General features: G+C 45.7%; 24 protein-coding genes. 20 read left to right on the top strand and 4 right to left on the bottom strand.

Features of this window, described 5'->3' with window-relative positions; translation table 11 throughout:
* The first annotated feature begins 8 nt into the window (after nucleotides 1-8).
* The 13 genes from OQ289_RS15010 (at nucleotide 9) to OQ289_RS14950 (ending at nucleotide 14239) form a co-directional block, all read left to right on the top strand.
* Entirely contained in the window at nucleotides 9-1145 is a 1137-nt protein-coding gene (locus OQ289_RS15010; RefSeq protein ID WP_270087669.1) for a LamG-like jellyroll fold domain-containing protein, read from the top strand.
* 257 nt (nucleotides 1146-1402) lie between these two features.
* Nucleotides 1403-3529: a catalase gene (locus OQ289_RS15005; protein ID WP_270087668.1), complete on the top strand. Its 2127-nt coding sequence runs from the start codon at nucleotides 1403-1405 to the stop codon at nucleotides 3527-3529.
* A 305-nt stretch (nucleotides 3530-3834) separates the two neighbouring features.
* The gene (locus tag OQ289_RS15000) at nucleotides 3835-4926 is read left to right on the top strand and encodes an LLM class flavin-dependent oxidoreductase (RefSeq protein WP_270087667.1); all 1092 of its coding nucleotides are present in this window, start codon (nucleotides 3835-3837) and stop codon (nucleotides 4924-4926) included.
* Complete coding sequence (locus tag OQ289_RS14995) at nucleotides 4923-5489, top strand: NADPH-dependent FMN reductase (protein ID WP_270087666.1); 567 nt, start codon at nucleotides 4923-4925, stop codon at nucleotides 5487-5489. The genes OQ289_RS15000 and OQ289_RS14995 overlap by 4 nt, the downstream gene beginning before the upstream one ends.
* Before the next feature lie 64 nt (nucleotides 5490-5553).
* Entirely contained in the window at nucleotides 5554-6195 is a 642-nt protein-coding gene (locus tag OQ289_RS14990) for a hydrolase (protein ID WP_270087665.1), read from the top strand.
* A 483-nt stretch (nucleotides 6196-6678) separates the two neighbouring features.
* Nucleotides 6679-6846 (top strand): hypothetical protein, encoded by a 168-nt coding sequence (locus tag OQ289_RS14985; RefSeq protein WP_270087664.1) that lies wholly within the window; start codon nucleotides 6679-6681, stop codon nucleotides 6844-6846.
* An 87-nt stretch (nucleotides 6847-6933) separates the two neighbouring features.
* Complete coding sequence (locus OQ289_RS14980; protein WP_270087663.1) at nucleotides 6934-9648, top strand: GH116 family glycosyl hydrolase; 2715 nt, start codon at nucleotides 6934-6936, stop codon at nucleotides 9646-9648.
* A 32-nt stretch (nucleotides 9649-9680) separates the two neighbouring features.
* Nucleotides 9681-10211 carry a hypothetical protein gene (locus OQ289_RS14975; protein ID WP_270087662.1) on the top strand — a complete coding sequence of 177 codons (531 nt, stop codon included), beginning with the start codon at nucleotides 9681-9683 and terminating at the stop codon, nucleotides 10209-10211.
* Nucleotides 10212-10565: 354 nt separating this feature from the next.
* A complete protein-coding gene (locus OQ289_RS14970) occupies nucleotides 10566-11276 on the top strand; it encodes a ferritin-like domain-containing protein (RefSeq protein ID WP_270087661.1) in 711 nt (236 codons plus the stop codon).
* An 11-nt stretch (nucleotides 11277-11287) separates the two neighbouring features.
* A complete protein-coding gene (locus OQ289_RS14965) occupies nucleotides 11288-12118 on the top strand; it encodes a ferritin-like domain-containing protein (RefSeq protein ID WP_270087660.1) in 831 nt (276 codons plus the stop codon).
* A 332-nt stretch (nucleotides 12119-12450) separates the two neighbouring features.
* Nucleotides 12451-13029: a DUF1003 domain-containing protein gene (locus OQ289_RS14960; protein WP_270087659.1), complete on the top strand. Its 579-nt coding sequence runs from the start codon at nucleotides 12451-12453 to the stop codon at nucleotides 13027-13029.
* Between the two features lie 112 nt (nucleotides 13030-13141).
* Nucleotides 13142-13687, top strand: coding sequence for a chromate transporter (locus OQ289_RS14955; RefSeq protein WP_270087658.1), 546 nt, complete (start codon nucleotides 13142-13144; stop codon nucleotides 13685-13687).
* 3 nt (nucleotides 13688-13690) lie between these two features.
* Nucleotides 13691-14239 carry a chromate transporter gene (locus tag OQ289_RS14950; protein ID WP_033563021.1) on the top strand — a complete coding sequence of 183 codons (549 nt, stop codon included), beginning with the start codon at nucleotides 13691-13693 and terminating at the stop codon, nucleotides 14237-14239.
* 11 nt (nucleotides 14240-14250) lie between these two features.
* On the opposite strand, the gene OQ289_RS14945 is transcribed toward OQ289_RS14950, so the two are convergent.
* Nucleotides 14251-15066, bottom strand: a complete 816-nt coding sequence (locus OQ289_RS14945) for an XRE family transcriptional regulator (protein ID WP_270087657.1) — start codon at nucleotides 15064-15066, stop codon at nucleotides 14251-14253.
* A gap of 67 nt (nucleotides 15067-15133) precedes the next feature.
* On the opposite strand from OQ289_RS14945, the gene OQ289_RS14940 reads away from it, so the two are divergent.
* Genes OQ289_RS14940 through OQ289_RS14930 form a run of 3 tightly spaced genes read left to right on the top strand, consistent with a single transcriptional unit; the run spans nucleotide 15134 to nucleotide 20618 of the window.
* Nucleotides 15134-15868, top strand: coding sequence for an ImuA family protein (locus tag OQ289_RS14940; protein WP_270087656.1), 735 nt, complete (start codon nucleotides 15134-15136; stop codon nucleotides 15866-15868).
* Between the two features lies 1 nt (nucleotide 15869).
* A complete protein-coding gene (locus tag OQ289_RS14935) occupies nucleotides 15870-17375 on the top strand; it encodes a Y-family DNA polymerase (protein ID WP_270087655.1) in 1506 nt (501 codons plus the stop codon).
* Nucleotides 17376-17378: 3 nt separating this feature from the next.
* A complete protein-coding gene (locus tag OQ289_RS14930) occupies nucleotides 17379-20618 on the top strand; it encodes an error-prone DNA polymerase (protein WP_270087654.1) in 3240 nt (1079 codons plus the stop codon).
* 213 nt (nucleotides 20619-20831) lie between these two features.
* Here OQ289_RS14930 and OQ289_RS14925 read toward each other — a convergent pair whose 3' ends face one another.
* The gene (locus tag OQ289_RS14925; protein ID WP_270087653.1) at nucleotides 20832-21899 is read right to left on the bottom strand and encodes a hypothetical protein; all 1068 of its coding nucleotides are present in this window, start codon (nucleotides 21897-21899) and stop codon (nucleotides 20832-20834) included.
* A 318-nt stretch (nucleotides 21900-22217) separates the two neighbouring features.
* Between OQ289_RS14925 and OQ289_RS14920 the strand changes: the two genes are divergently transcribed.
* Nucleotides 22218-22676: a MaoC family dehydratase gene (locus tag OQ289_RS14920; RefSeq protein WP_270087652.1), complete on the top strand. Its 459-nt coding sequence runs from the start codon at nucleotides 22218-22220 to the stop codon at nucleotides 22674-22676.
* A 79-nt stretch (nucleotides 22677-22755) separates the two neighbouring features.
* Here the strand turns inward: OQ289_RS14920 and OQ289_RS14915 are convergent, their stop codons facing one another.
* Complete coding sequence (locus OQ289_RS14915) at nucleotides 22756-23370, bottom strand: hypothetical protein (RefSeq protein ID WP_270087651.1); 615 nt, start codon at nucleotides 23368-23370, stop codon at nucleotides 22756-22758.
* Nucleotides 23371-23510: 140 nt separating this feature from the next.
* Between OQ289_RS14915 and OQ289_RS14910 the strand changes: the two genes are divergently transcribed.
* Both OQ289_RS14910 and OQ289_RS14905 read left to right on the top strand, forming a co-directional pair.
* Complete coding sequence (locus OQ289_RS14910; protein WP_270087650.1) at nucleotides 23511-23879, top strand: DUF1304 domain-containing protein; 369 nt, start codon at nucleotides 23511-23513, stop codon at nucleotides 23877-23879.
* Between the two features lie 61 nt (nucleotides 23880-23940).
* Nucleotides 23941-24363: a hypothetical protein gene (locus OQ289_RS14905; protein ID WP_270087649.1), complete on the top strand. Its 423-nt coding sequence runs from the start codon at nucleotides 23941-23943 to the stop codon at nucleotides 24361-24363.
* Nucleotides 24364-24492: 129 nt separating this feature from the next.
* Here OQ289_RS14905 and OQ289_RS14900 read toward each other — a convergent pair whose 3' ends face one another.
* On the bottom strand, nucleotides 24493-25158 hold the full coding sequence (locus OQ289_RS14900; protein WP_270087648.1) for a class I SAM-dependent methyltransferase: 666 nt from the start codon (nucleotides 25156-25158) through the stop codon (nucleotides 24493-24495).
* 275 nt (nucleotides 25159-25433) lie between these two features.
* Here OQ289_RS14900 and metA point away from each other — a divergent pair, with 275 nt between their 5' ends.
* Nucleotides 25434-26375, top strand: coding sequence for a homoserine O-acetyltransferase MetA (metA, locus tag OQ289_RS14895; RefSeq protein WP_270087647.1), 942 nt, complete (start codon nucleotides 25434-25436; stop codon nucleotides 26373-26375).
* The last annotated feature ends 262 nt before the right edge of the window (nucleotides 26376-26637 follow it).

Genomic DNA, 26637 nt, shown 5'->3' with positions numbered 1-26637 from the left:
ACATAATCATGATACATACATTAAATCTAGAGAAAATAACACGGGGATATTTGAACCTCGTTATCGGTTGCTTCGTGCTGTTGCTTACGGCCTGCTCGGACAACGAACCCATCAAATTGGAACCACCGATCAATGATGGGCGGATGCTGGAGGTGGATCAAGTGGTACAACAGTTGGTGACGCTGGACAAAGAGGCGACATATGGTACCCGAGCGGGGATGTACCCGACGGGCAGTAAGGAAATATTGAAGAAGGCCATCAGTCTGGGCAATAAGTACTACTTGCTATTTAAATATGGTCCAATACCGGAAGACCAAAGCGTCGCAGCTGCTTACCAGGAAATGGATAATGCCAAAACACAGTTTTTGGCCTCGCGATTGACAGAAGATCTGCAGATGCCCGCCGAGCTCTTTGTGGACGGGCTACGGGATGGTTACATTGATTTCGGATCAAGTCCGGAATATGCTTCGTTTGGCGAGAGAGGAAAGCAGCGATTTACGGTAGAAACTTGGATAAAGCTGACGCAAATCAACGGATTTGGGGCGGTGTTGACGACCTTTCATGAGGATGGTGGCCAAAATATAAGACAAGGCTGGATGATCAATCACTTTGACAATCGAAACCTACGGATGTCGTATTCGATGAGTTCGTATCATAACATGCTAGAGCCTGGAGTACGGGTGGATATGCCGCAGAGCGCTAATACATGGGTGCATTTTGCGACGGTATATAGCGACGATGGTTTTAACGGGGAAAAGGATGGCAATGGGACATTGATCGTCGGTAAGGTGTATAAAAATGGGGTCCTGGAGTCTACGTTTACCAAGCGCAACAGTGGGGATGTCTACTCGGCCAGTGCCATCAAGTTGAGCATGACGGCCTTTGCCGAAATAAAGAGCAATGGTAGTCTAGATCGACGGATATCGGGATATATGAAAGACTTGCGGATTTGGAAATCGATCAAGGACCAGCAAGAAATTACGGCGTTGATGACCAAGGCTAAAGTCGTCAAGGGGGATGAGGCCGATCTTGCTGCGGCATGGGACTTTAGCATGACGGTAAAAGATGACCAGCAGATCCCGGATCTGACAGGACGCCACACGGCTAAGCTGAAAGGAGCTTATCGTTGGGATCTGATCAACTAGGTATAAGCCGTCCATGACGTGTACAGCAAAGCCCTATCGGTATACCCGATGGGGCTTGTTTTTTTGACATTTGAGAGCTGATTGGTGTTTTTTTACATACAGACGGCAACACGGGTGGTAATTGGATATCCACGCGTTACATCCTTAAATAATGCCACTGGTGTAAACAAAATAGCGATTGGATTGTTGATAAGGGTACACCTGATCATCGAGTCTCAATAGAAGGCGGGTGGAAGTAACCACTAATCAGTATAAACATGGCTAAGCAAGAAGCAAACAAAAAAGTGCAACAGATCCAGGATCATACGATAGACAATGCCAACAAGGTGTTGACTACGAATGATGGGGTACCGGTCAATGACAACAATAATATGTTGAAAGCCGGCGAACGAGGGCCGGCACTGATCGAGGATTTCATTTATCAGGATAAGCTGGCCCACTTCGATCGGGAGCGTATACCCGAACGTGTAGTACATGCAAGGGGTTCTGGTGCACATGGTGTATTTGAAGCGACGGCCGATGTATCTGAATATACAAGTGCCGCTTTTTTGAAGAAAGGAACAGTGACGCCGCTTTTTATACGATTTTCAACGGTGGCGGGATTTAAGGGGTCTACCGATCTGGCCCGTGATGTACGGGGATTTTCGGTCAAATTTTTTACCCAAGAGGGGAACTATGACTTGGTAGGTAATAATATCCCGGTATTCTTTATCCAAGATGCGATGAATTTTCCGGACTTGGTACATGCGGTAAAGCCCGAACCCAATAATGAGATGCCACAGGCGGCCTCGGCGCATGACACCTTCTGGGATTTCATATCGCTGATGCCGGAATCTGCTCATATGCTGATGTGGGCAATGTCGGATCGGGCTATTCCGCGGTCGTTTAGGATGATGGAGGGCTTTGGTGTGCACACATTCAAGTTTGTGAATGCAGCCGGTAAGGGTACATTTGTAAAATTCCACTGGAAGCCCAAATTGGGCGTGCACTCAGTCGCGTGGAACGAGGCACAAAAGATATCGGGATTTGATTCGGATTTCCATAGGAGGGATTTGTGGGAGAATATAGAGCAAGGTAATTTTCCGCAATGGGACTTGGGGGTGCAACTTGTACCGGAGGAGGATGAACTTAAGTATTCGTTTGACCTATTGGATGCCACGAAAATCATTCCGGAGGAGGTGGTGCCGGTTACCATCATTGGTACAATGACACTTAATCGTAATCCAGAAAATTTCTTTGCGGAGACGGAGCAGGTGGCATTTGATCCCGGACGTCTAGTACCTGGTATAGATTTGACCAACGACCCTTTGTTGCAGGGACGGATATTCTCATATGCTGATACACAAAACTATCGCTTGGGCGGCCCTAATTTTCATGAACTCCCAATCAATAGGCCGATTAATGGGAAGTTCAACAATCAAAAAGATGGCTTTGGAAGGCAGGATATCTTGAAAGGTAATGTTAGTTATTTTCCAAACAGCTTGGGGGGTGGCTGCCCGTATCATGCGATGCTCAAAGGCGAAACGGGATTCAAAAGCCATGAAGAAAAAGTGGATGGATACAAAGTCAGGCGGCGGTCAACATCATTTGCCGATCACTTTACGCAGGCGCGCCTGTTTTTCAATTCACAATCTACAGCAGAGCAGGAACACATCATCAATGGTTACAGCTTTGAGCTGTCTAAAGTCAATTCGGTAGATGTACGTAGAAGAGAGCTGGCGATACTCCATCAAATCGATAAGGAGCTGGCAGCACGGGTAGGGGACAATCTAGGACTAACACCACCTGAGCAATTGGATGAATTGACTTTGCAGTTTGCCCGCCAAAATCACCCGGAATACCCTATCCAAGCCCCTAAGCCAGAAGTAGAGAAATCAGCAGCGCTGAGCATGCAAACTGCTCCGGGGGAAGGCACTATCGCAACGCGAAAAGTGGCCTTCTTGGTCGCTGATGGTGTGAGCAAGGCCTCGGTGGATGTGATGAAAAAAGCGTTGGAGGCGGAGGGAGCAACTGCTGTATTGATATCGACCCATGTGGGTAAAGTTAAATTCAAGGAGGGCGATGAGGCAGCTATCCAACATACCTATCTCACGGAGGCGTCGGTATGTTATGATGCTTTCTATACACCAGAGGGCAATTCGATAGCAAAGCTGGAAGATGAGCCGGATTACTTCCATTTTATCAATGAGGGGTATAGACACTGTAAGGCATTGGCATTTGCAAAAGGTGCCGAAAAACTCGTAGAGCAGTCGTACATTGCCAAGCATGAAAAAGACGAAGGGGTGGTCTTCGAATCACAGGACCAGTTGACAGCCGATTTCGTCACAGCTATGAAGGGTCACCGAATATGGGATAGAGAGAAGGCACGAAAAGTGCCCTCGTAAGGTCATTTATTTAGAGAAATAAATAATAAGAAAAGGGAGTCGCTCATGTGAGTGTCTCCTTTTTTTGTTTTCGTGGGGCGAGCCCCATAGCATATAAATGATGGGTAGTGAATAGAAATGGGGCTTGGATATTGCAGTGCAAACAACTATATGGCCACCGGTCGCTATACTCACCTGATTAAGTGGGTCTTTAAAGCATCTGGCGGTTCTTACCATAGGTCAATGCACAGCGGATTTGGGTGCTCTACATTTGTATGTATAAACAGGGTATCGGGGGTAGATATTCAAAGAAAGGAAAATATAACATGGAAAAATTTAGAATAGATAAAAGTAAAGGAATTGAAATTGGATTGTATTCATTGGGCGATCATTTTCCACATGCACAGTCTGATAAGAATGTCAGTGAAGGACAACGGCTAAAGGAAATCGTGGATGCAGCTATATTGGCAGAGCAAGCGGGATTGGACGTAATTGGTGTGGGCGAGAGCCATCAAGAATACTTTATTACATCGGCCAATCAAGTCGTCTTGGGGGCAATAGCACAGGCGACCGAAAAAATCAAGATTGCTAGCTCCGTGACCGTATTGAGTACGGCCGATCCTGTACGCGTGTACGAAGAGTATGCGACTATCGACCTCTTGTCGGGTGGGCGGGCCGAAATCGTCGCTGGTCGAGCTTCTCGCTTAGGCGCATTTGAGCTATTGGGCTACAATGTCAGGGATTATGAGGAATTGTTTGAAGAGAAGATGGAACTCTTGATCAAACTCAATTCTGAACGTATTGTCAATTGGAAGGGCAAATATCGTCCGGCTTTGGAAAATGCGGAAATATTTCCAAAACCACTCAATGGCTCGCTCCCCATATGGCGAGGAGTGGGAGGGCCGCCCACAAGTGCTATCAAAGCCGGTTATCAAGGCGTGCCTATGATGCTGACAACCTTGGGAGGCCACTCGGCAGTATTCAAGGAGTCGGTGGATATCTACAGACAAGTGGCCAAAGAGTCGGGATTTGACCCTGCTGGATTGCCGGTAGGTACGACTACGCTGGCGCATATCAGCAAGGACTCGCAGCAGGCAATGCGGGAGTACTATCCTTATCTCAACCATGCATGGCAAAATATCCGGGGGGGAGCGTATCCAAAATCTGCCTTTGCGGAGACGGCAAGTACCCAAAATGCGATGATGGTGGGCAGCCCGCAGCAGATTATAGACAAAATGCTGTACCAACATGAGCTTTATCGGCATGATCGCGTGCTTTTACAAATCGACTTTGGAGGGGTGCCTTATGAAATGGTCGCCAATACCATTGAATTATTGGCTACGGAGGTATTGCCTGTGGTGAAAAAAGCAACACAACCAAAAGAGACATCACAACAGAATAAGGAAGATAAATCATGAAAATAATCGGTATATCAGGATCTATAGTCGGATCCAGGACAAGAGTTGCGGTGATGTATACCTTGTCAAAAATAAAGGAAAAGTTGCCGGATGTAGAGGTGGAGCTGGTGGACTTGGCTGCATTCCAGGTCGAATTTAGTGATGGAAGGGATTTTAGGGACTATAATGGTGATACACGGACGCTTATTGAGAAGATAATGACGGCGGATGCCTATATCATAGGGAGTCCGACCTACCAATCGTCTATACCTGGGGTCTTGAAGAATGTATTCGACCTACTTCCGGTGGATAGTTTTAAGGATAAGGTCATCGGGATCGTATCTACTGCGGGGTCGGAAAAGCACTATTTGGTTGCTGAATATCAGTTGAAGCCTATTTTGCAGTACATGAAGGCTGTCGTAGTCCAGAAATATGTGTTTGTAGAGGAGAAGCATTTTCACAATGGCGAAATTGTGGCAGATGATATTGCTTATCGATTGGACAGATTAGCACAGGATACCTTGGATACCATGCAAGCAACAGAATTGCTCCTGAAGGCTAAGGACGATGCGTATGATTTTTAACCTTGTCGCGAATAGCATACAACGTGTTTACTACATATATCCATTTACATTTAATTGAAAAAAAATGAGTTCATTACCGATTCGTAACCAAGTGGAGGATCACTTGCTTACGCCTGGAAATTCAGCATTGATCGTCATCGACTATCAACCTGTGCAAGTCAATTCGATTGCCTCTATGGATAGGCAGCTATTGATTAATAATATCGTAGGTGTGGCCAAGGCTGCCCAATTGTATCAAATACCTACTGTACTGTCTACGGTGAATGTGCAGACGGGCTTTAATAAGGAGACGATTCCTCAACTGAAGTCCGTATTGAAACATTTGCCTTCTTATGATCGGACGACGATCAATTCATGGGAAGACAAAGAGTTTGTACAAGCGGTGAAGGTTACTAGACGGAAAAAATTGATTATGACCGCTCTGTGGACCGAAGCATGTCTCACATTCCCAGTATTGGATGCGCTGAAGGAAGGCTATGAAGTGTATATCGTTGTAGATGCGGTGGGAGGTACTTCCTTGGCGGCCCATGATGCAGCAATCCGTCGAATGGAACAAGCTGGTGCGGTGTCGATCAGTGTTGCCCAACTATTCTGCGAGCTGCAGCGCGACTGGAACCGCTCGGATACTGCACAAGGGTTTATGAAACTGTTTGTCGAGACAGGTGGCACAGCGGGTATTCAATTCTCCTATGATGATGCTGAATAGGCTATCGTGGAGGAAGGAATTGTAGATTTCGATAATCTAGAATAGGTTGTGACGTCAGGTTACAACCTATTTTACTTTCTTCATAGTTCGGAGATAGTAGTTTTGGAGGTATGTAAATGTAGTATGCAGATGAAAATTGCAGTATTTTACATCAAATATATCAGAGGAGAGGCGGGAGCAAGCACATTCTATTATGCGGGAGGTGCCCGGATTGTATAGCTATACAATCGATAGTGATGATGAGGATTAGGTGCTGCGGCCGGTGGAACATGTAGATATTAGCCAGGCAGTTGTCCAGCAGCTCGCGGCTATTGGGATATATGCAGCATACCAGGACCTGAGGTCATTTCTCGAAATGAAAGTATAGGGCAATCAGCTAAAATAGAAAATTACTCCTATCGCCAAGCTGTTGACGCAAGATATGAAGAGCCCGTTGATGTAGCTTATAGCTGCCCTTGACTGTGATACCCCAAGACTAAGACATTGACGCTTCAGTATAAAAATATCATTGGCTCGGATTATACAGACGTATTGACCTTCGTGGATGATAATCTGAATATCCGAGATGCTAATACACAATCTGGTCCTCATAATTGGGAACATGTCAGACAGTCAGGATATACCTATTGGTTACCTATAGATGAAGAATAAATAATCGAAAGATTACGTTATTTATTCTTTCCAGTAAGGGGGAATTGTAACCGATTAATTATTAAATTGTAAAGTTATAACCTGTTAATGATGAACAGAAGAAATTTTTTAAAGAATTCGAGTCTGATAAGTCTAGGGGTATTGGCTACCCAATTCCCGGCTTGGTCCCGAAGTATCTTTGCTTGGGAGCAACCTTTGCACAATATTCCCGTGGACAAGGCTATCGATGCCAAATGGCTGGCCTCGCTGTACGAGCGAGGTGACAAGATCCAGTACCGCAAGAGCCGAAACGAGCTGCGGTACATCGGTATGCCTGTGGGCGGCTTGCATGCTGGGACGGTGTATATTGGCGGAGATGGGCGGCTATGGCTCTGGCAGGTCTACAACAACTCCTATGATGGTGCCATGGAAGGGGTGGAACCCAAAGTCGTGCAATGGAACAACGGTAAAGAGCAGGTACGGATCCGGGTAAGGGACGGTGCGGCTTATATCGAGCCGGCAATCGCGGACAATCTACGGGTGCTGGAGCAGGGATTTGCCGTGTCGGTGTCCCATCAGGGAACACCGTGGGTGAAGGAACTTCGCGAAAATCATTGGGATGAGGTCGTATTCGAACCGTCATATCCGACTTGTAAGGTCACCTATAGCAGTGCCGACTATCCCGTCGAAATGATATTGACGGCCTACTCGCCGTTCATCCCACTGGATGCGGAGAGCTCCTCACTGCCCATGACCAGCCTGCACCTGGAAATCGTCAACAAGACCAACCAACCGCAGGAGGTATTGGTCAGTGGGTGGATGGAGAATGGGGTGCACAAAAACAGGAAAGACTTCGGTGCGGTGCGTAAAGTGGCCAGCAGCAAGGACCTTGTCGGTGCAAAGGCGATCTTTTTTGAGTGTGGACAGGTTCCCGATCAAGATCTCAAGGCCAGTGACCATGGCTCCATGGCCATCTCCTGCCAGGATGCGACAGCTGTAGCAGTAGCGCAAGTGAAAGGTTGGCCCATAAGCCCCGTAGATTTGATGGCTGACATATCTGGGAGCGATATCGGCTTTGGCGAGCTACAGGTAGGTAGCCTCAGCGTACAAAGGACGATAGCTGCCCGCGGGCAGGCCCAGGTATCTTATGCGATCGGCTGGCACTTCAATAATCCCCATCCCAAACTCCGGGAGCACCTCAAAGATGCCCAGAATGGCTATTGGTACGGGACCAAATTTGCGAATGCCCATGAGGTATTGGCCTATTATAACCAGAAGAGGGACTACCTGGATAGGGAGACCCTCCAATGGGCCGCAACATGGAATGACTCGACGCTGCCATATTGGTTCCTGGACCGTACCTTCGTGAACATTGGGACGCTGGCCACGGCCAATACCTATCGATTTGCGACGGGACGCTTCTGGGGCTGGGAAGGTATAGGGGCCTGCGCGGGGACCTGTACGCACGTATGGCAGTATGGGCAGGCCATGGGCCGTATCTTTCCGGAGCTGGAACGCAACCTTCGGGAGGTGACCGACTTGGACATCGCCTTTAAACCGGATACAGGCGCGATCATCTTCCGCGCGGAATATGAAGGACGCCCGGCGATAGATGGTCAGGCGGGAGTAATCCTTCGGTTTTACCGGGACCATCAGATGTCTGCGGATGGGGCATTCCTGAAGAAGAACTGGATTAATCTTAAAAAAGCGATACAGTTTGTCATCGACCAGGACAAGAACGGAGATGGCATGACGGACACACCGATGGAAAACACACTGGATGCGGTATGGGAGGGAGAGATAGCGTGGATAGTGGGGCTATGCCTAGCAGCGGTGCAGGCCGGGGGAGCAATGGCAGGTGAGGTAGGGGATAAGGCCTTCCAGAAGCTGTGTGCGGACTATGTCCACAAGGGAAAGACGAACATGGACAAGGAGCTGTTCAACGGTGAATATTATATCCATCGGCCCAACAAAGCGTCCGGGCGTAAAAAACTGGGCTCCTACAATACCTGCCATATCGATCAAGTGTATGGGCAGGCTTGGACATTCCAAGTGGGGATGCCTCGGGTCAACGATCGTGCGCAGACCTTGGCGGCACTGAAGGCCCTGTGGAAATACAACTTTACGATGGACGTGGGGCCTTATATCAAGACCCATCTCAACGGGCGGCCCTATGCATTAGCTGGTGAAGGGGGGATGGTGATGAATACCAACCCCAAGAACGAGGCAAAGGCATACGGGGATAACGAGACCTGGCAATTGGGCTATTTCCATGAATGCATGAGCGGATTTGAACACCAGGTGGCGGCGCATATGATGGCCGAGGGGATGATCGATGAAAGCCTGGTCCTGACCCGTGCGATCCACGATCGGTACCATGCGGCCAAGCGGAACCCCTTCAACGAGATCGAATGCAGCGATCACTATGCGCGCGCTATGGCCAGCTACGGCACCTTTGTGAATGCCTGTGGCTATGAACACCATGGCCCGAACAAATATCTGGCTTTCTCTCCGAAACTAAGTCCAGCACGTTTCAAGGCCCCGTATACGACGGCCGGTGCCTGGGGTAGCTATGAGCAGGAACAGAAAGGTAAGGCCCAAGAAAGCAACCTGTCGGTGGTATACGGTAGTCTGCAATTGCGGGAGTTTGCCGTTGGGAAGGCCGAGGGTAACACGGTGAAAGAGGATCGGGTGAAGGCCGAGTTGAACGGTCGTGCAGTGGAGATAGCAAGGGTCGCAGACATCGATGGAAAGGTATCGGTCTCTTTCGAGCAGGACCTGAAGATGAAAAAGGGGGATACATTACGGATTTCGTGGTCATGAGAAGGGGGATAAGGTATATCATACTGCTGCTAATGGGGATGTTGGCAGCATGTGCACAACCTAGCGGGCAAGGCCCGGTAGGATCTGATAATGAAGGCTGGCAGGAGGAGATACGAGCGGAGCTTCCGCTTTTGGGGCACCGCAATTGGATCCTGATCGTGGATAAGGCCTATCCGGCACCAAACAACCCGGATATTACCGTGATCAATACCGGCGCATCGATGATCGATGTGGTACGAGGGGTAGACAGCATGCTACGGGGGCAATCCCATATCCGACCGATCGTCTATCAGGATGCCGAGTTTAACTATCTGGACGAAGGGCTGGTCGGCGGGATCGAAGCATACCGAAAAGATATCAAAGCCCTATGGGGGGGACGGACTGTCCAGGAAATTCCGCACGGGGAGATTTTTAAGAAGATAGATGAGGCATCGCAGCTCTTCAAGGTGGTGGTGCTGAAGACGGAATCACTGCTGCCGTATACCTCGGTGTTCCTGGAATTGGACTGTGGGTATTGGGATGCGAAACGGGAGGAGACCCTGCGTTCGCGGCTCAATAAGTAGTGGTAAAGGAGCATTATTCCCTTATTGTGTAACATTTGTGTGGATAAAGGGGGTAATTTTTAAACTGGATATAACATTGGTGTACTTTATGGCGTTATATCAGTAATTTTCATAATTTAGGTTAATAATTGGTTAGTATAAAACACTCAGAGTTCCCCACTCTGGGTGTTTTTTTTTAGCTAGCGTAGCTCGATAGTAGGGAAATTTTAGTCAGATTTTCTGCGCCTCCTTGTTTTTATATCTATGGATTTGGAGGTTTTGAAAAAAAAGTAAAAATATGAAATCCAGCGAGAAGGTTTTGTCGTATATGATGTAAAACGGCAATTAAATTATAAACGATAAATACTTTTTGCTATGAAAAATCTAACCCCTAAAAATCCGGATATAGCTGTACAGGCTGATGGTCGGTTGAGAAGACGTGACTTCTTAAAGTTTGCTGGCGCCAGTGCAGCAGGTCTAGCAGTCCTCGGCATGAGCAGCTGCAACGATGATGATGACGATCCCATCGATATGGGTGGGAAGGACTTCTATTTCGGAAGTGGCGATATTGCGATACTCAACTATGCTTATGCGCTGGAACAATTGGAGGCTGCATTCTATATACAGGTAGCCAACACGCCTTATGGTGGTATATCCGATTGGGAGAAAACACTCTTTACAGATATTCGAGATCATGAAATAGCACACCGTGAATTTTTTAAGGCAGCGCTAGGTGCGAAGGCAATCAGCAACCTGGAGTTTAACTTTTCAGGAATTAATTTTTCAAATCGGGATAGCGTGCTATCTACGGCAAAGGCTTTCGAGGATTTGGGAGTATCGGCCTATAACGGTGCCGGTTGGTTGATTAAGGAGCCAGCATACCTGCTATTGGCGGGCAAGATTGTCTCGGTAGAGGCCAGACATGCGGCACTGGTCCGTGATTTGATCGATAATGGCACATTTGCCAATCAGGAAGTCGTGGATAGTAACGGGCTGGATGTATCGAAAAGCCCTACACAGGTCTTGCAGGCTGCAGCACCTTTCATCAAGTCCAAAATTAATGTAACAGATTTGCCTACCTATTAATCTCTAAAGCCATGAATCTATTTAATATTTTCGAAACAATCACGCAGGTTGACCCAGAGTTCAACGAACGCGTAAGTCCACGCCGGGAGGCCATTAAGAATATGGCATCTTTTGGAAAGAAAGTCACGATTGCGGCGATGCCATTTGTATTGGGCGATCTTTTCAAGAAAGCGTATGGGCAGACTCCTACAGATGTCAATAGTGTGCTCAACTATGCCTTGACATTGGAATATCTAGAGGCTGAATACTATACCTTGGGAGCAGCGGCAGCTGGCTTGGTACCTGCAGGCAAGCCGATGGGTGCTATCACGACGATCCGAGATCACGAGGTGGCGCATGTCCAATTTTTGAAGCAGGTATTGGGAGATAAGGCTGTATCCAAACCTACGTTTGATTTCACGGCGGGGGGTACATTTGGCAATGTATTCAGTGACTATGATACCTTCCTGGCTTTGGCACAGGCTTTTGAAGATACGGGGGTGAGGGCCTATAAAGGGCAGGCTGCACTATTGAAAGGGAATAAGGTGGTCTTGACAGCGGCATTGCAGATCCATTCGGTGGAGGCTAGACACGCTTCCCATATTCGGCAGATGAGAAGGGCTAGAGGTGGAGGTGCTGCTAATCAGAAACCTTGGATTACGGGAGCCAACGACAGTGGAATAGGAGCGGTGGTAGATCCGGTATATGCAGGTGAGGATAATAAAATGCAAGCGACGGTAGATATTACGACGCTCAATGGTATAGGGGGAAAAATATCTGCGAATGCAGCAACCCAATCTTTTGATGAACCTCTTACAGCGACAGCGGTATTGGATATTGCCAAGTTATTCATCAAATCGTAATACTGGATGTGCACTAACTATTTTTATTAAACCTTTTGGTATAGGAATATTCTAACATAGTATATAGTAAGTGCATCCCAAATGGGCTTACTGTATGAGTTAACACGGTTTTAATAGCGAGATTATTGGGTCTCGCTATTTTTTTTGTTGTTGATTGTTCTTTGGGCGGGATGGATATGTTGGGCGCATGGGATATGGACAATGGGTATGTCTATATAGTAGTCGCAGAGACGCTGTAAGCTGTCGCCTTATTTGTCACTTTGAACGGGAATGAATTTTGCTTACATTGGGATGTGTATAATGCCTTGTGTGGTTAATAAACCCTGTCTCTTATGAAAAAGAAAACACCTGTCCAAGATGAGCATATTGCGATGCTAGAGCAAAGCAATGCACATATTCGTAAACTACACGATATCGTGAAAAAGGCGATAGCGGAAGAGGCCCTGATCGTGAATAATCTGCTCAATCCGCCAAAGGAGATGCTGAGTCGGGGTCAACGGATATCGGATAAGGTTGCTCGATTTGGGGGGAGCTGGAAGTTCATCATCCTCTTTAGTGTTATATTGTTGGCCTGGATTGCTTTTAATGTGTTGACGCCAAAGGGCGATCAATTTGATCCGTTTCCTTTTATACTGATGAATCTTGTGCTTTCTTGTATCGCGGCATTTCAAGCACCTATTATTATGATGAGCCAGAATCGACAAGAGGAAAAGGATCGTAAAAGGGGGGAGAATGATTACTTGGTCAATCTGAAAGCGGAATTGGAAATTAGAAGCTTACACCAGAAACTGGATATTTTATTGGAGGAGCAGATCAAAGAATTGTACGAATCGCAGGAAATGCAAATCGAACTATTGAAGAGACTGGCGGTTAAGATAGATAATCTGGAGAAAAGACAGGCTAAGGATTGATGAAATAGGGGTGTTAAATTTGCTTTTATCTTAGATTTGAAGGCATATTTTTGGTATATTTAAGGCTTAGGTTCTTTACTGCTTTTTGTTCAAAGGCATTTAATGATGTTATATGTTTTTTAAATTATTTTATCTTTTTACAAAGATAGGTGTATTTACTATTGGCGGTGGTTATGCTGTTATCCCTCTTATTGAACAGGAGATTATTTCTCGAGGCTGGCTCAGCCAGGACGAATTTTACGAACTGCTGGCTATTACCGAGTCGCTGCCAGGCGTATTTGCGACTAATATTGCAGCCCTTGTGGGATACAAAATCTACGGATTAAAGGGTGGGATAGTCGCTGCATTGGGGACAATTGTTGCACCGTTCTTGATTATTGTGTTAATAGCTTCTTTTTTCAATCGTTTTCAAGAGAATGTGTGGGTGGCGAAGGCTTTTAAAGCACTCCGCCCTACTGTGGTTGCACTGATTGTGGCTCCTTGCTATACGGCTATAAAAGCTAATAAACTGACCTATAAGACGGCGATGATACCTGTGGGTGCATTGGTGCTGATGTGGTGGTGTCATGTCTCGCCGGTATATATTGTATTGGGCGGTTGTATAGGGGGAGTGCTTTATTATGCAGTGAAAAAATTGATGGTGCAACGATTGGGGTAAGATATGATATTTTTGAAATTATTTTGGGTATTTATTAAGATAGGAACATTGGGCTTTGGTGGTGGATATGCTATGCTGTCGTTGATTCAGGACGAGGTGGTGGTACAGAATGGATGGATGACGGCTCAGGAATTTACGGACCTTATCGCTATTTCGCAGATGACACCTGGCCCCATTGGCATTAATACGGCTACCTATGCGGGTTACACTGCGCTAGTGCATGCTGGTTATTCGTCCTCCGTGGCTGTCCTAGGGTCGGTGGTGGCTACGCTTTCACTATGTCTCCCTTCGTTTATATTGATTGTCCTGATTTCTTATTTCTACACCAAATTTAGGACAAATACATACTTTGCAGCTGCGCTTGCGGGAATCAAACCGTTGAGTATAGCGCTTATTGGAATAGCCGCCCTTTCTTTAATGAATAGTGATAATTTTATTGACTATTTGAGTCCCGTTTTTTTTGTTGGGGCACTGCTATTGTCTATCAAGTATAAAATGCATCCGGTATATATTATTTTTATCTCGGCTGCCGTAGGATTGTTGGTGTATTGAGGCGGGCATATCTACTGTTTTTTCTTCTTCAATATTTGCATATCGGCCAATATTTGATCGATCAAGACTTTTACTTCTTTCATTTCGGTGGGGCCATCGGGCATGTGACGGGAATGATAGCTATAAAATTGCCAAATTTCCAATACATCTGCAATCCCGACCTCATAAGGTTTGTAGGCCGTATTAAGGGATTCTAATAAAAATGTCCGTTGTTGTAAAGTGACCATTTTGAATACAAAATCCTGCTGTCCGTTCAAGATGACAACACAGGGCGTCTGTGGCTTTAAATTCTTCCAATCTTCTACATACTCGGCAATGATTTCGCTTCCTTGAACAATGGGGAGCATAGAGTCGCCGGCAATGGGAAACATGCGGAAGCTTTTGTCTGTAGGAAGATTAGGTAAAGAAAATTTGGGTAATTGGGCAATGAACTGCGGGTCATTGTAGCCTGAGGTATATCCAGCTTTAGCATGTACGGGCACATATTCGGTATTTTCTTTTTGTGCTTTGTCTACTGTGATAGCCAGTACCCTAATCTTGCCTCCCATAATATAGACATCATTGCCGGCTTCCAATTCCCGTAACTTTAATTCGCCGAGCTTGGATAGATCAGCTTTTATCAGGCTATCTATGCTGATGGTAAAGAAGTCTGAGAAACGAATGTAATCCTCAGGCTGAGGTGCCTTGGTCTGTCCAATCTCAAGAGCGGCAAGCTTGGCCCTTGTTACATGGAGTTTTTCGGCGAGGCTTTCTTGACTTATCTTTCTGCGCTCGCGCAGGAATTTAATATTCGGACCGAAAAATATTTTTGGGGATTCAGTTTTCATTTGTTATTATTGGTAACACTATTTTGTTATTATTAGTGACAATAATACGAATTTAATTTTAATTATCATGTATCATGGAGGTTCGAAAAGTGAGATTGTGGAAAGACTCCAAAAGGAGATTCTTTCTTTGGAAGGGTTTAAGGAACCTTCATCACAGCATTGCACTGTTGGATTGGGGTCATTGGAGCAGGTATTCCCAAATGGAATCTTCCCTACGGGGGTCATTCATGAGTTTATGAGCCATGACGCAGAGGAGGCTGCGGCAACAGGCGGCTTTGTTGCGGGCCTGTTGGGGAATTTGATTCCTCAGGGCGGGATGTGTCTCTGGATCGGGACTAGAAGGACGTTGTTCCCGGCAGGTTTGAAAATCTTTGGCATCGATCCGGACCGTATTATTTTTATTGATTTGGTACAGGAGAAAGATGTGTTGTGGACGGTAGAGGAAGCTCTCAAATGTGAGGCACTTACGGTGGTGGTGGCAGAATTGAAGGAAATCAGTTTTATGCAATCGCGGCGTCTCCAACTTGCAGTGGAGCAAAGTGGGGTGACGGGACTGATGCATTGTTATCAACCTCATAAAGTCGGAAATACGACGAGTGTGGCGCGATGGAAAATCTCGCCGATAGCCAGCGTGCTTGAAGCAGGGCTGCCAGGTGTAGGGCCTCCTTGTTGGAACGTGGAGCTCCTCAAGGTACGAAATGGTCGATTAGGTAGCTGGCAGCTGCAATGGAAGAGCGGGCAGTTTTGCCATATGGATAAAGTGAAACAACCCCAGGGAGGGATATTGTCATACACGGGATAGTATGGGAAAGCGATTTATGAGTATATGGTTCTGTCATCTGCTGACGGATTGGTTGGCAATACGGAAGCCGACTTTAAGGGGGATTCCTTTTGTGTTGGCAGCTCCCGAACGTGGAAGGATGTGCATTAAGTCGGTCAGTATCGATGCGCACCGGATGGGGGTGGAGCAGGGTATGGTAGTGGCAGATGTGCGGGCACTTTTTCCAGATATGGAGGTTTTGGAGGAAGAAGCAGGACGGGGGGCAATGCTGTTGAAAGCCATAGCTGAATGGTGTATCCGCTATAGTCCGTTAGTGGCTATTGATGCTATTGCTACAGATGGTCTGATACTGGATATTAGTGGCTGCGCACACTTGTGGGGAGGTGAAGGGAAATACTTGATCGAGGTGTTGAGCAAGTTCAAAAAAGCGGGCTACCACGTTCGTGCAGCAATTGCTGACACGGTGGGTACGGCTTGGGCTAGTGCCCATTTTGGGAAGGATGCTGATATTGTCAAGCCAGGGGGGCAGTTAGAGGCTTTGTTGAGCTGGCCACCTGCGGCGCTCCGACTTGATCCGGTGGTGCTGGACCGGATGCAGAAGCTAGGTTTCTATCAAATCAAGGATTTTGTGCAGATACCTCGATCGGTATTGCGAAGACGCTTTGGCCAACCCTTATTGGACCGGATGGCACAGGCCCTAGGTGAGGTAGAGGAGGCTCTTGTGCCCATACAGCCCCCTCAGCCTTACCAAGAGCGCTTGCCCTGCTTAGAGCCTATCCGTACGGCTGTGGGAATAGGAATGGCATTGGAGAAGCTGTTGGAGATGGTCTGCCAGCGCCTATCGAAAGAGGGAAAGGGGTTGCGTAACGCTATTTTTAGGGGGTACCGTATAGATGGCAAAAAACAGGAGATAGCTATCGGAACGAATCAACCGGTACGGCATGTCAAACATCTATTTAAACTGTTTGAATTGAAGATAGCGACCATGAGGCCTGGATTGGGGATTGAACTGTTTATATTGGAGGTGCCTGTGGTCGAGGACCTGTCACCCACGCAGGAGACTCTGTGGAATATGGCACAGGGGGCAGATCATAAAGCCATCCTGAATTTATTGGATCGAGTAGGGGTGAGAGTGGGGATGGGGGCAATACATCGATACTTACCGGCGGAGCATTATTGGCCCGAACGGTCTATCAAAAGAGCTTGTTCTTTTGAAGAGAAAGCGACTACGGCTTGGCGAAATGATCTGAAACGACCGGTCAATCTTTTGGGGACACCACACCGGATCGAAGTGACGGCGCCCATACCTGACTATCCGCCTATGGTGTTTCGATATAAAGGGCATATCCATCAAGTCCGTAAGGCTGATGGTCCCGAACGCATCGAACAGGAATGGTGGCAAGAGCAGGGACTGCATAGGGATTATTATTGTGTGGAGGATGAGCGGGGGGCTCGTTATTGGATCTTTAGGTTGGGGAATTATGGGGAAGATGACCCTCAATGGTTTATTCACGGATTTTTTGCGTAGGGGATGACATATTCAGAATTACAGGTGACGACGAATTTCAGTTTTCTACGGGGGGGATCCCATCCGGAAGAAATGGTCGAACAGGCTGCAGCATTGGGCTATACCGCCTTGGCTATTGCCGATCGGAATACATTGGCGGGTATCGTACGGGCACATGTAGCGGCAAAGACGAGTGGGATAAGGTTGATACCGGCTTGTCGATTGGAATTGTTGGATGGGCCGAGTTTGTTGGCCTATCCTACCGATATAGCGGCTTATGCTCGCTTATCTGGACTGTTGACGAAAGGTAATATGCGCGCGGAGAAGGGGCAGTGTCACTTGTATAAAACGGATGTGTATGCACATGCGGAGGGATTGAAGCTGGTCGTACTGCCTCCTGATGGGTTAAATGCTGATTATGACTTTGATGAGCTTTTTAAAGCGGCGGTCAAGGAATATAGACAGAAGCTTGGAAAGGAACTTTATATCGGGGCTATGCGTTCTTATCAAGGGGATGACGGTAAGCGTTTATTTAGAATAGAACAGTTGGCTACTGCACTTGATATGGGGATGGTGGCCGTGAATGATGTATATTATCATGATCGGGATAGGCGTGAGCTACAGGATATCCTGACTTGCATACGGGAGAAATGTACCATCCAAGAGGCGGGTTTTCGTCTTTTTCAAAATGCAGAACGATATATGAAGCCCATTGCTGAAATGCATCGGTTGTTTAGGGGCTATCCGACGGCTATTTTGCATGCAGAAGAGATTGCTGAAGCATGTCGATTTAACTTGGACAGTCTGGCGTATGTATATCCGGAAGAGATTACGACTGGCGGACGTACGCCACAGGAGGAGCTGAGCAGATTGACTTGGGCCGGTGCTGAGGAGCGCTTCGATGGTCATATTCCCAATCATATCCGGAAGACGATTGAAATGGAATTGGAATTTATGGAACGCAAGAACTATGCATCCTATTTTCTAACGGTATATGATTATGTACGCTTTGCCAAGGAACAAAATATCCTTTGCCAAGGTCGGGGGTCTGCGGCGAATTCGGTGGTCTGCTATTGTTTGGGGATCACGGCTGTAGACCCGACGAAAGTAAAGCTGCTATTTGCCCGATTTATGTCGGATGCTAGGGATGAGCCACCGGATATTGATGTGGACTTTGAACATGAAAGAAGGGAGGAGGTGATGCAATATATTTATAATAAGTACGGACGGAATCGAGCAGGTGTGGTGGCTACGGTGACACAGGTACATTGGAAGGGCGCAATCCGGGATGTGGGTAAAGCCATGGGACTGTCGGTAGATACAGTAGACAAGCTGTCGAAGTCTAAGTTTGAGCTGACGCCTGAGTGGTTGGAAGGCAAGTCGGGAATGAGTGAGGGATTTGATCCGAACGATAAGCATCTGATCAAGGTGTTGCAGCTGACGGAAGAATATAGGGGATTTCCGAGACAATTGGGGCAGCATACGGGAGGCTTCGTGATTACTCAGGGCCAACTTTCGGATTTATGCCCAATCCTCCATGCCCGTATGGCCGATCGGACCAATATTGAATGGAATAAGGATGATATCGAAGCTTTAGGATTTTTGAAAGTGGATGTATTGGCCTTAGGGATGCTAACGTGTATTCGTAAAGCTTTCGATCTGATCAAGGAGTACCATGGGCGCGAGATGACGTTAGCGAATGTCCCACAAGATGAACCAGAGGTCTATGAGATGATCAGCCATGCGGATACGATTGGGGTTTTTCAGGTGGAGAGCCGTGCACAAATGTCCATGCTCCCACGGTTGAGGCCCGAGAAATTTTATGATTTGGTAATCGAAGTGGCAATCGTACGACCCGGTCCGATTCAAGGGGATATGGTGCACCCCTATCTAAGAAGGCGTAATGGAGAGGAGCCAATAGAATATCCCTCTGAAGAATTGAGAGAGATCTTGGAACGAACTTGTGGTGTACCCTTATTTCAAGAGCAGGCGATGGAGATTGCGATCGTAGCTGCAGGGTTTACCCCGGCGGAGGCGGATGGACTACGACGGAGTATGGCGACCTTCAAATCGAAGGGCTTGGTCAGCCAGTATAAACAGAAGTTGGTGGGGGGGATGGTGCAAAATGGCTATACGGAAGAATTTGCGCAAAGGATATTTAAGCAATTGGAGGGGTTTGGAAGCTATGGCTTTCCGGAAAGCCATGCGGCAAGCTTTGCGCTATTGGTATATGTATCTTCATGGATCAAATATCATTATCCGGATGTATTTGCCACGGCTTTGCTCAATAGTATGCCGATGGGATTCTATCAACCGGCACAATTGATCATCGATGCCCAAAAACATGGGGTGAAAGTCCTTCCTGTAGATGTAAACCGATCGGAATGGAACAATACATTAGTCGGATCGATCGGACCTCAGGGTGGGTATTGTAAAATCCGTCTAGGCTTTAGGCAGGTCAAAGGATTGAAGGAGGAGGAGATGCAGGTCCTGGTCGCTGGAAGAGGGAAGGGGTATACGAGTATGGCTATGCTATTGGATGTAGGCATCTCTATGGCTGCTTTGGAACGACTGGCAGATGCGGATGCTTTTCGGTCGATGGGTATGGATAGGAGGCAGGCTTTGTGGGAAATCTCGGCATTGGCCGATCGACCAATAGGTCTCTTTGAAGGGGAGGTATCCGAAAGTGCCCTCGAACCATCGGTCGCTCTCCCAAAGATGACGGCCGCTGAACATGTATTGCATGACTATAGTGCGACTTCTCTTTCCTTAAAGGCGCATCCAGTACTCTTTGTGCGCCGAAAGCTATTCGCTGCCCGCATCTTGGCGATACGCGAATTGAACCTGTGGCCGGACGGTACACTAGTAAGGGTGGCGGGGTTGGTACTGGTAAGGCAACGTCCGGGGACGGCTACGGGCATATGCTTCATAACGATAGAGGATGAGACGGGGACTGCCAACTTGGTGGTTTTCAAAAAACTATTTGATAAGTCCAGAAGGGATATTGTGCGGGCTAAATTATTGATGGTGGAGGGAAAGATCCAGCGGGAAGGGGAAGTGACGCATGTCATTGCAGCGGCTTGTCATGATATGTCTGGACTGTTGCAGGGGTTGACGGCTATAGGGGAAGAAAGGTCGACGGAACAAGAGCCCCCAAAAGCTATTGAAAAAGAGGAGGTGATAGGGGCGGCAAAGCCGAAAAGAAATAAAAGGACTGTAGGTATACAGGGCGAAATCTTTCCTGCTGCGCGTGATTTTAAATAGATGCTATTGGAGGTGTTGATTTTATTATCTTTAGCGGCATAAACTAATATGATAAATTCCAAACTTTCCATGCCTAATACCCCCTATTTTATATGGAAAATGACTGTTCTTTTCGAGATTCTACCTTATCCTTGCGGGATTGGAATACCGATGGATAAAAAAAACAAGTATGGAGGTGAGGGGTGATGGAAAGACTGGATAATGGATGTCCTATCAGTCGATTGCTGTTGAAAGTTGTAATTTGAGATATTCGGATTTGTAAGTAGGATCGGATGTGCGTGTATTGGAATGGGTAGCTTTAAAATATAGCGTCCGCGAATCCACCCAAAAGAGAGAACTTGTATCTGGAACTTTAAAATTAGTAAAGTTGGCATACAACAAGATGGTAAGGGTATTGGCCTGATGGTCGTAGCCTGTGAGTACAAAATCGGTCATTTGATCGGTATTGGTACGGATTGTAGCGACTAGTCCGTGGGTAGGAAGGATGATGGGTGGGCTACTGAAATAGGTTGGTGTCTCATCAGGAGCATCGGGATCATAACCGACGTAGTGGTCCATGCCAGACATATGGTCTTGCTCTAGGAAAATCTCTCTATTGATAGTGGAGGAGCGCCCTCTGTAAGTGTACTCTGTATTTTCCTCTGCACCGACCAAATGTTTCACCACTTGAAAATCTTTAGCGCCGCTTGAAGAAAGCGACCAAGCGGACCCATCAAATTTCATTTCGGGATTGGGAATGAGGGGCTCTGTGTTGGTCTGTTTTTTTGCTTGGAGGTAAGTGGCTTCATCAATGAGGGAAATAGTCCCTAACTTGGAGAATGATTTGGTTGTGTGATCGTCAACTCCATTTTGAGCGCTGGAACGAATGACATTCAAATCTATACCTTGTAGGGATAGTTGGGAATCTTTGGTAAATTCCTGTTTCGAGACATAGGCAACAATTGTTGTCGGAGGATTGTTTTTTATTTGATAATGCAGTTTGAAAAAATCTCCTAAATCTTCAAAACCATAGTAATTGTTGAATCTATCGTTGACGATTCTTAGGCTTTTGGCCTGAGCTTGTGGCTGGGTATATAAAGTGACACTGTCTAATTTAGTATAGACAAAAAAGTGGACGTCATTGACATTGTCAACTGGTGCGGTGCTGTCAAAATCGGATATATCTGCCAAGCTGCCTTCGGGGAGGGAGTCGTTTATGAATGTTGGTGTTTGATTGTTTACTTGCTGGTGGCAGCTGTTAAGGAATAGGACGGATATGCAGAAAAAGAATATGGATTTCATGTATGGGCTATTGACAGATGTTTATTTCTTGTTCATTTTGCGTTTGCAATTTACAAATTTTGAAGTGTAGCGGCCGTCCCTGAAAGCAGGGATTTGTATCCTTGGAAAGGTCTTGCCATGGGGGAATAGTTGCTTCTGTATAGGGGGAATATCGGGGTATTTAGCGTATATTAAAATATTTTTCCCGGAGTTTAGATGGAAATTTATTAATTTGGATTAATCACGTTCAGGAGGGGATAAAATGGTTGATGCGGGATTTGATGTAATGGAAAGAAAGTGAGGTGGTTATCGCTATTTTAAATGGTTAAATAAAAATATATGGTAGTAATAAACAATTTTGAAGAGTTTCATTCGCATTTGGGCAAAGAATTAGGTGTATCGGAATGGCATAAAATCGATCAAAAGCAAATCAATGCATTTGCGGACGCGACATTGGACCATCAATGGATACATGTCGATACAGAAAGGGCTGAACGTGAGGGTCCATTTAAATCGACGATTGCCCATGGTTATTTGACCCTATCGCTGATTCCATATTTATGGAAACAGATTGCGGATGTCCGGAACCTTAAGATGGAAATAAACTACGGGATTGAAAGTTTGAAATTTGGACAGGCAGTGTTGGTCGATAATGAAGTCCAACTGCAGGCCAAACTTAAATCTATCGTCAATCTGAGAGGTACTACCAAGGTCATAATAGAGGCAACCCTTGTCATCAAGGACCAGCCAAAACCTGCTTATGTGGGTGATGTAGTCTTTCTATATCATTTTATATAAGTCTTTTCAAAAAACAGCAATCTGCTCTGGTCGGGGTAGTTTGCTGTTTTTTTTGTTTATTGGAGCAGCTTGACGATATTTAGCTGTTGCTCTCCCCTTGTAAATAGTGCTTGCCCAATGGGGAGATTTCATATCCGACAGGATGGCTGATGGTCAATCCAAGATTTTTCAGTTTTCGGATATGGAGCTTTAACCATTCTTTTTCAAAGCCGGTGAGTGATGCTAGGTCTACAGCCCGCAAGTGCGGATGTGCTGCTATAGTGGATAGTATCTTTCGTGTCCAGGGACCTTGAGCACCGTGCAGGTCTAAATTAGCTAAACGTTTGCTTAATTGGTGTAGTTCTTCTTCGTGTAGATGGACGCGTTCACGAAGCTTGATTCGAGGATCTTCGGATAGGTAACGAATTTCCATCTTGAATATCTTTCCCGAGGCTATTGGTCGAAAGGAGTCGAGCAAATCTTGTTTGTTGGTAAATCCTGCTTTTAGACTATCTGCTGTTGTGATTGAATCTGCAGAGACTTCTGTGATGCTATCAATACGCAGTAGGCCTATCGTGGTATTGATTTCACTACCCTCTTTTACGGCAGCTTTGTCCCACTTGCGGAATGCGTATTGGACAGTGCCAGCTTTGATGCCATGTAAATGTTTCTCTTTGAACAACATAGTACAAATTACGAAAATTATAAGAATCATTGGCATGCTCTAAGGTGCTGTAGAAGATTTGGATGATTAAAGGGGAATAATTGCTGTCATTATAATCCTGTTTTTTTTATAAATTAGAGGGATAGTGTTGTGGATAGGATGGATGGTTGGACTAGATAAAATAAGATTATATGGAAATGTTAGCTAAAATTGTCGTCGGTCTAGTAGCGGTGGAGCATCTGTATATCCTTTGGTTTGAGATGTTTGCCTGGGAAACCAAAGGAAGGAAGATATTTAAGGGAGCATTGCCTTCTGAATTATTTACGCCTACGAAAGGACTTGCCGCCAACCAAGGGCTGTATAACGGTTTTCTGGCTTCGGGTCTGATTTGGTCGTTGTTTATTCAGGACCCTATTTGGCAGGCCAATGTAGCACTATTTTTTTTGATATGTGTAGCTGTAGCGGGAAGCTATGGAGCTTGGACAGCTAGTAAGAAAATATTTTTTGTGCAAGCATTGCCTGCTATAATCGGTATTGTGCTAATATGGCTATGTCGGTAGGCTTGGGAATCTCTTTGCTATGGATGGGGGAGACACTTGCGAACAATAAGAAAATGGGTAGATGAAGAAGATATATGAATGGAGTGATTGTCGAATTGGGGTTGATTTTATGGATAAACTTATCCGTATACATGAACCGGAAGCTTTGGAAAGGTACTTGTCTACCGACCTTGTAAACCGGTCGGAAAATCTTGTAAAGCATATTAAGATGGATTATGCCCACTTGATGAAGCAAGAGTTGGATATTACGGATGATTCGATGATTGTCGAAATATGGGGACATGTGTATGCAAGTTACCTTGCTAAAGGGGTAAAGAACCTTATTCAGTTGAATATGGTCGATAACGTTGCTGATTTCGTTCTCAAAAGAAGTGATATTATTGACTGTGGTGAAAGTGAGATTGATAGCAATCGCAAATTCTGGGATATAATTGCTCGGTTTAAAGGAGTGATTTTAAAATTCTTGCCGAACGAAGTGAAGTGATGGCAATCTGTATTGCTTAAAGGGATTCAGCTATTTTATGCGTTTTCGAAAAATTCCTAATACCGAACATGTAGCGCTATTCATTATTGTGAATAGCGCTACATGCATATTCTTTCTTTATGAAAAATTCTAATGACCTCTTTTTTTCAATGTCAGGGTCGTAAATTCCCGATTGACAAGCTCACCTGTCTTGCTTTCTATGGTTTCTGTCTGGGTATTGGATTGTTGGATATAGAATGTGGTTCCGTTGATGAGATCGGCAGCTTTGTTTTCATCGTAAAGATTAAAGCCAAATGTAGTAAAGGGCAGTTGTTGCATAAATCTTTCCTGCGCAAAGGTAATATTCAAAACGCCTTCCGGTTGGAGGATACGGGCCAATTCGGATAGAAGTTGATGTGGTTCGGACCAGAAATAGATGGTGTTGACGGTAAATATGCGGTCGAATGTGTGCTCGGGAAAAGGAATGTGGAGTCCGTCATATAGGAAAAAGGCAGCTTGTTTTGCGTCTGTATAGGCTTTATTCTTTCGCTGGGCTTCGGTATACATGAGTTCGGAAGTCTCAAGACCAGAATAGCGGAGACCTTGTTGTCGAGCAAGGAGATTGTGCAAGTGACCACAATTGCCATGTCCCAATTCGAGGATGTGCTGATTGGCTTGTATCTGAAGGTAATCGATGGCGTGTAGGGTCATTTTGATATTGGTGGCATCCATCATTTCCGCAATCTCGATACCTTTGGCTCCTTTGGGGTCTTTGAGTTGTGATGCCAATGCTTTTAATTCTTCATTACTGGCCATATGCTATAGTTTTTTAATGCTTCAAGGGATTTATTGCCATTGACAATTACTAGGTTGATGTAGACAATGTAGGTATTTTGGATATCACAATAAAGTAATATTTTGGTTTTTGAAGCGCGCAAGGATACGTTGAAGGAGATATCGGTAGTGAAAAGATCGCTAGGGTAAGGTGGTTATGGAGGTCTTTGATGTTGAAGTGTATGGTGACGCATGTTTAAGTTCCGATTTATTCTTTATATTTTTGTATACACAAAGAATAATAAGGAAAATAGGATATGCCAGTCAAAATACCCAATAATTTGCCAGCGATAGAACTGTTGAAGAAAGAGAATATATTTGTGATGAACGACCTTCGGGCCAGTACACAGGATATTCGACCCATGCGTGTGCTTATCCTCAACCTGATGCCTCTTAAGATTTCTACTGAGACTGATTTTGTAAGGTTGCTGTCTAACAACCCCTTGCAGGTGGAAGTTGAGTTTTTGCGATTGGACTCCCATACATCTAAAAACACCCCCGAGGAGCATTTGGAAATGTTCTACAAAGGCTTCGGCGAGATAAGGGAAAATTTTTATGATGGGATGATCATCACAGGGGCCCCAGTGGAGATGATGAAGTTTGAAGAAGTGACGTATTGGAATGAAGTGACGATGATCTTTGATTGGGCGAGAAAGCATGTGACCTCCTCTCTCTATATCTGCTGGGCCTCGCAAGCGGCGCTGTACCATTTTTATGGAGTAGAGAAAGTCCCATTGGATGGCAAGCTATTTGGTGTCTTTAAACATACGGCTACAGAAAAGACAAATCCATTATTTAGAGGCTTTGATGATGAGTTTTTTATCCCGCACAGTAGACATACTACTATTTTGAAGGAGGATCTGGAGCGTAAAGAGGAGATATCCATATTGTCAGAATCTGCGGAGGCGGGAGTTGCTATAGCCTCTTCAAGAGGTGGTCGTGAGTTTTATTTGACCGGCCACTCTGAATATGCAGCTCTAACCCTTAATGATGAGTATAAAAGAGATCGAGAAAAAGGGCTGTCAATAGAGGTACCCCACAATTATTATACAGATAATAACCCGGATAATCCGCCTGTGGTGCGTTGGACAGGGCATGCCAACTTGTTATTCAATAACTGGTTGAATTATTTTGTATATCAAGAGACACCATATGATGTGAAAGAAGTGGAGCAGCTGGGAGAAATCAAGACGAGCTAGACAGTTGATAACGAACGTGAAAAAACTAGGCATACTGTAAAAAAGAAAAGGATTCCAAACGGGGAGAGTGGAATCCTTTATAACCAATTATAAACCTAAATTATGATGATACAAATATAGTGTATAATGTACACTATTGCAAATTTTATTTTACTACTCATTTTATTTATTGCGCAAAGGTGGAAGTACGGACGATAGGAGCTCGGAAGTAATATTGGATGGCAATGGTTTGTAAAAAGAAAAGGTTTCCAAACGGGGAGAA

The organism is Sphingobacterium sp. SYP-B4668 (assembly GCF_027627455.1).
Taxonomy (GTDB): domain Bacteria; phylum Bacteroidota; class Bacteroidia; order Sphingobacteriales; family Sphingobacteriaceae; genus Sphingobacterium.
The sequence above is the reverse complement of the archived record's forward strand: the minus strand, read 5'-3'. Positions and strand labels throughout refer to the sequence as shown.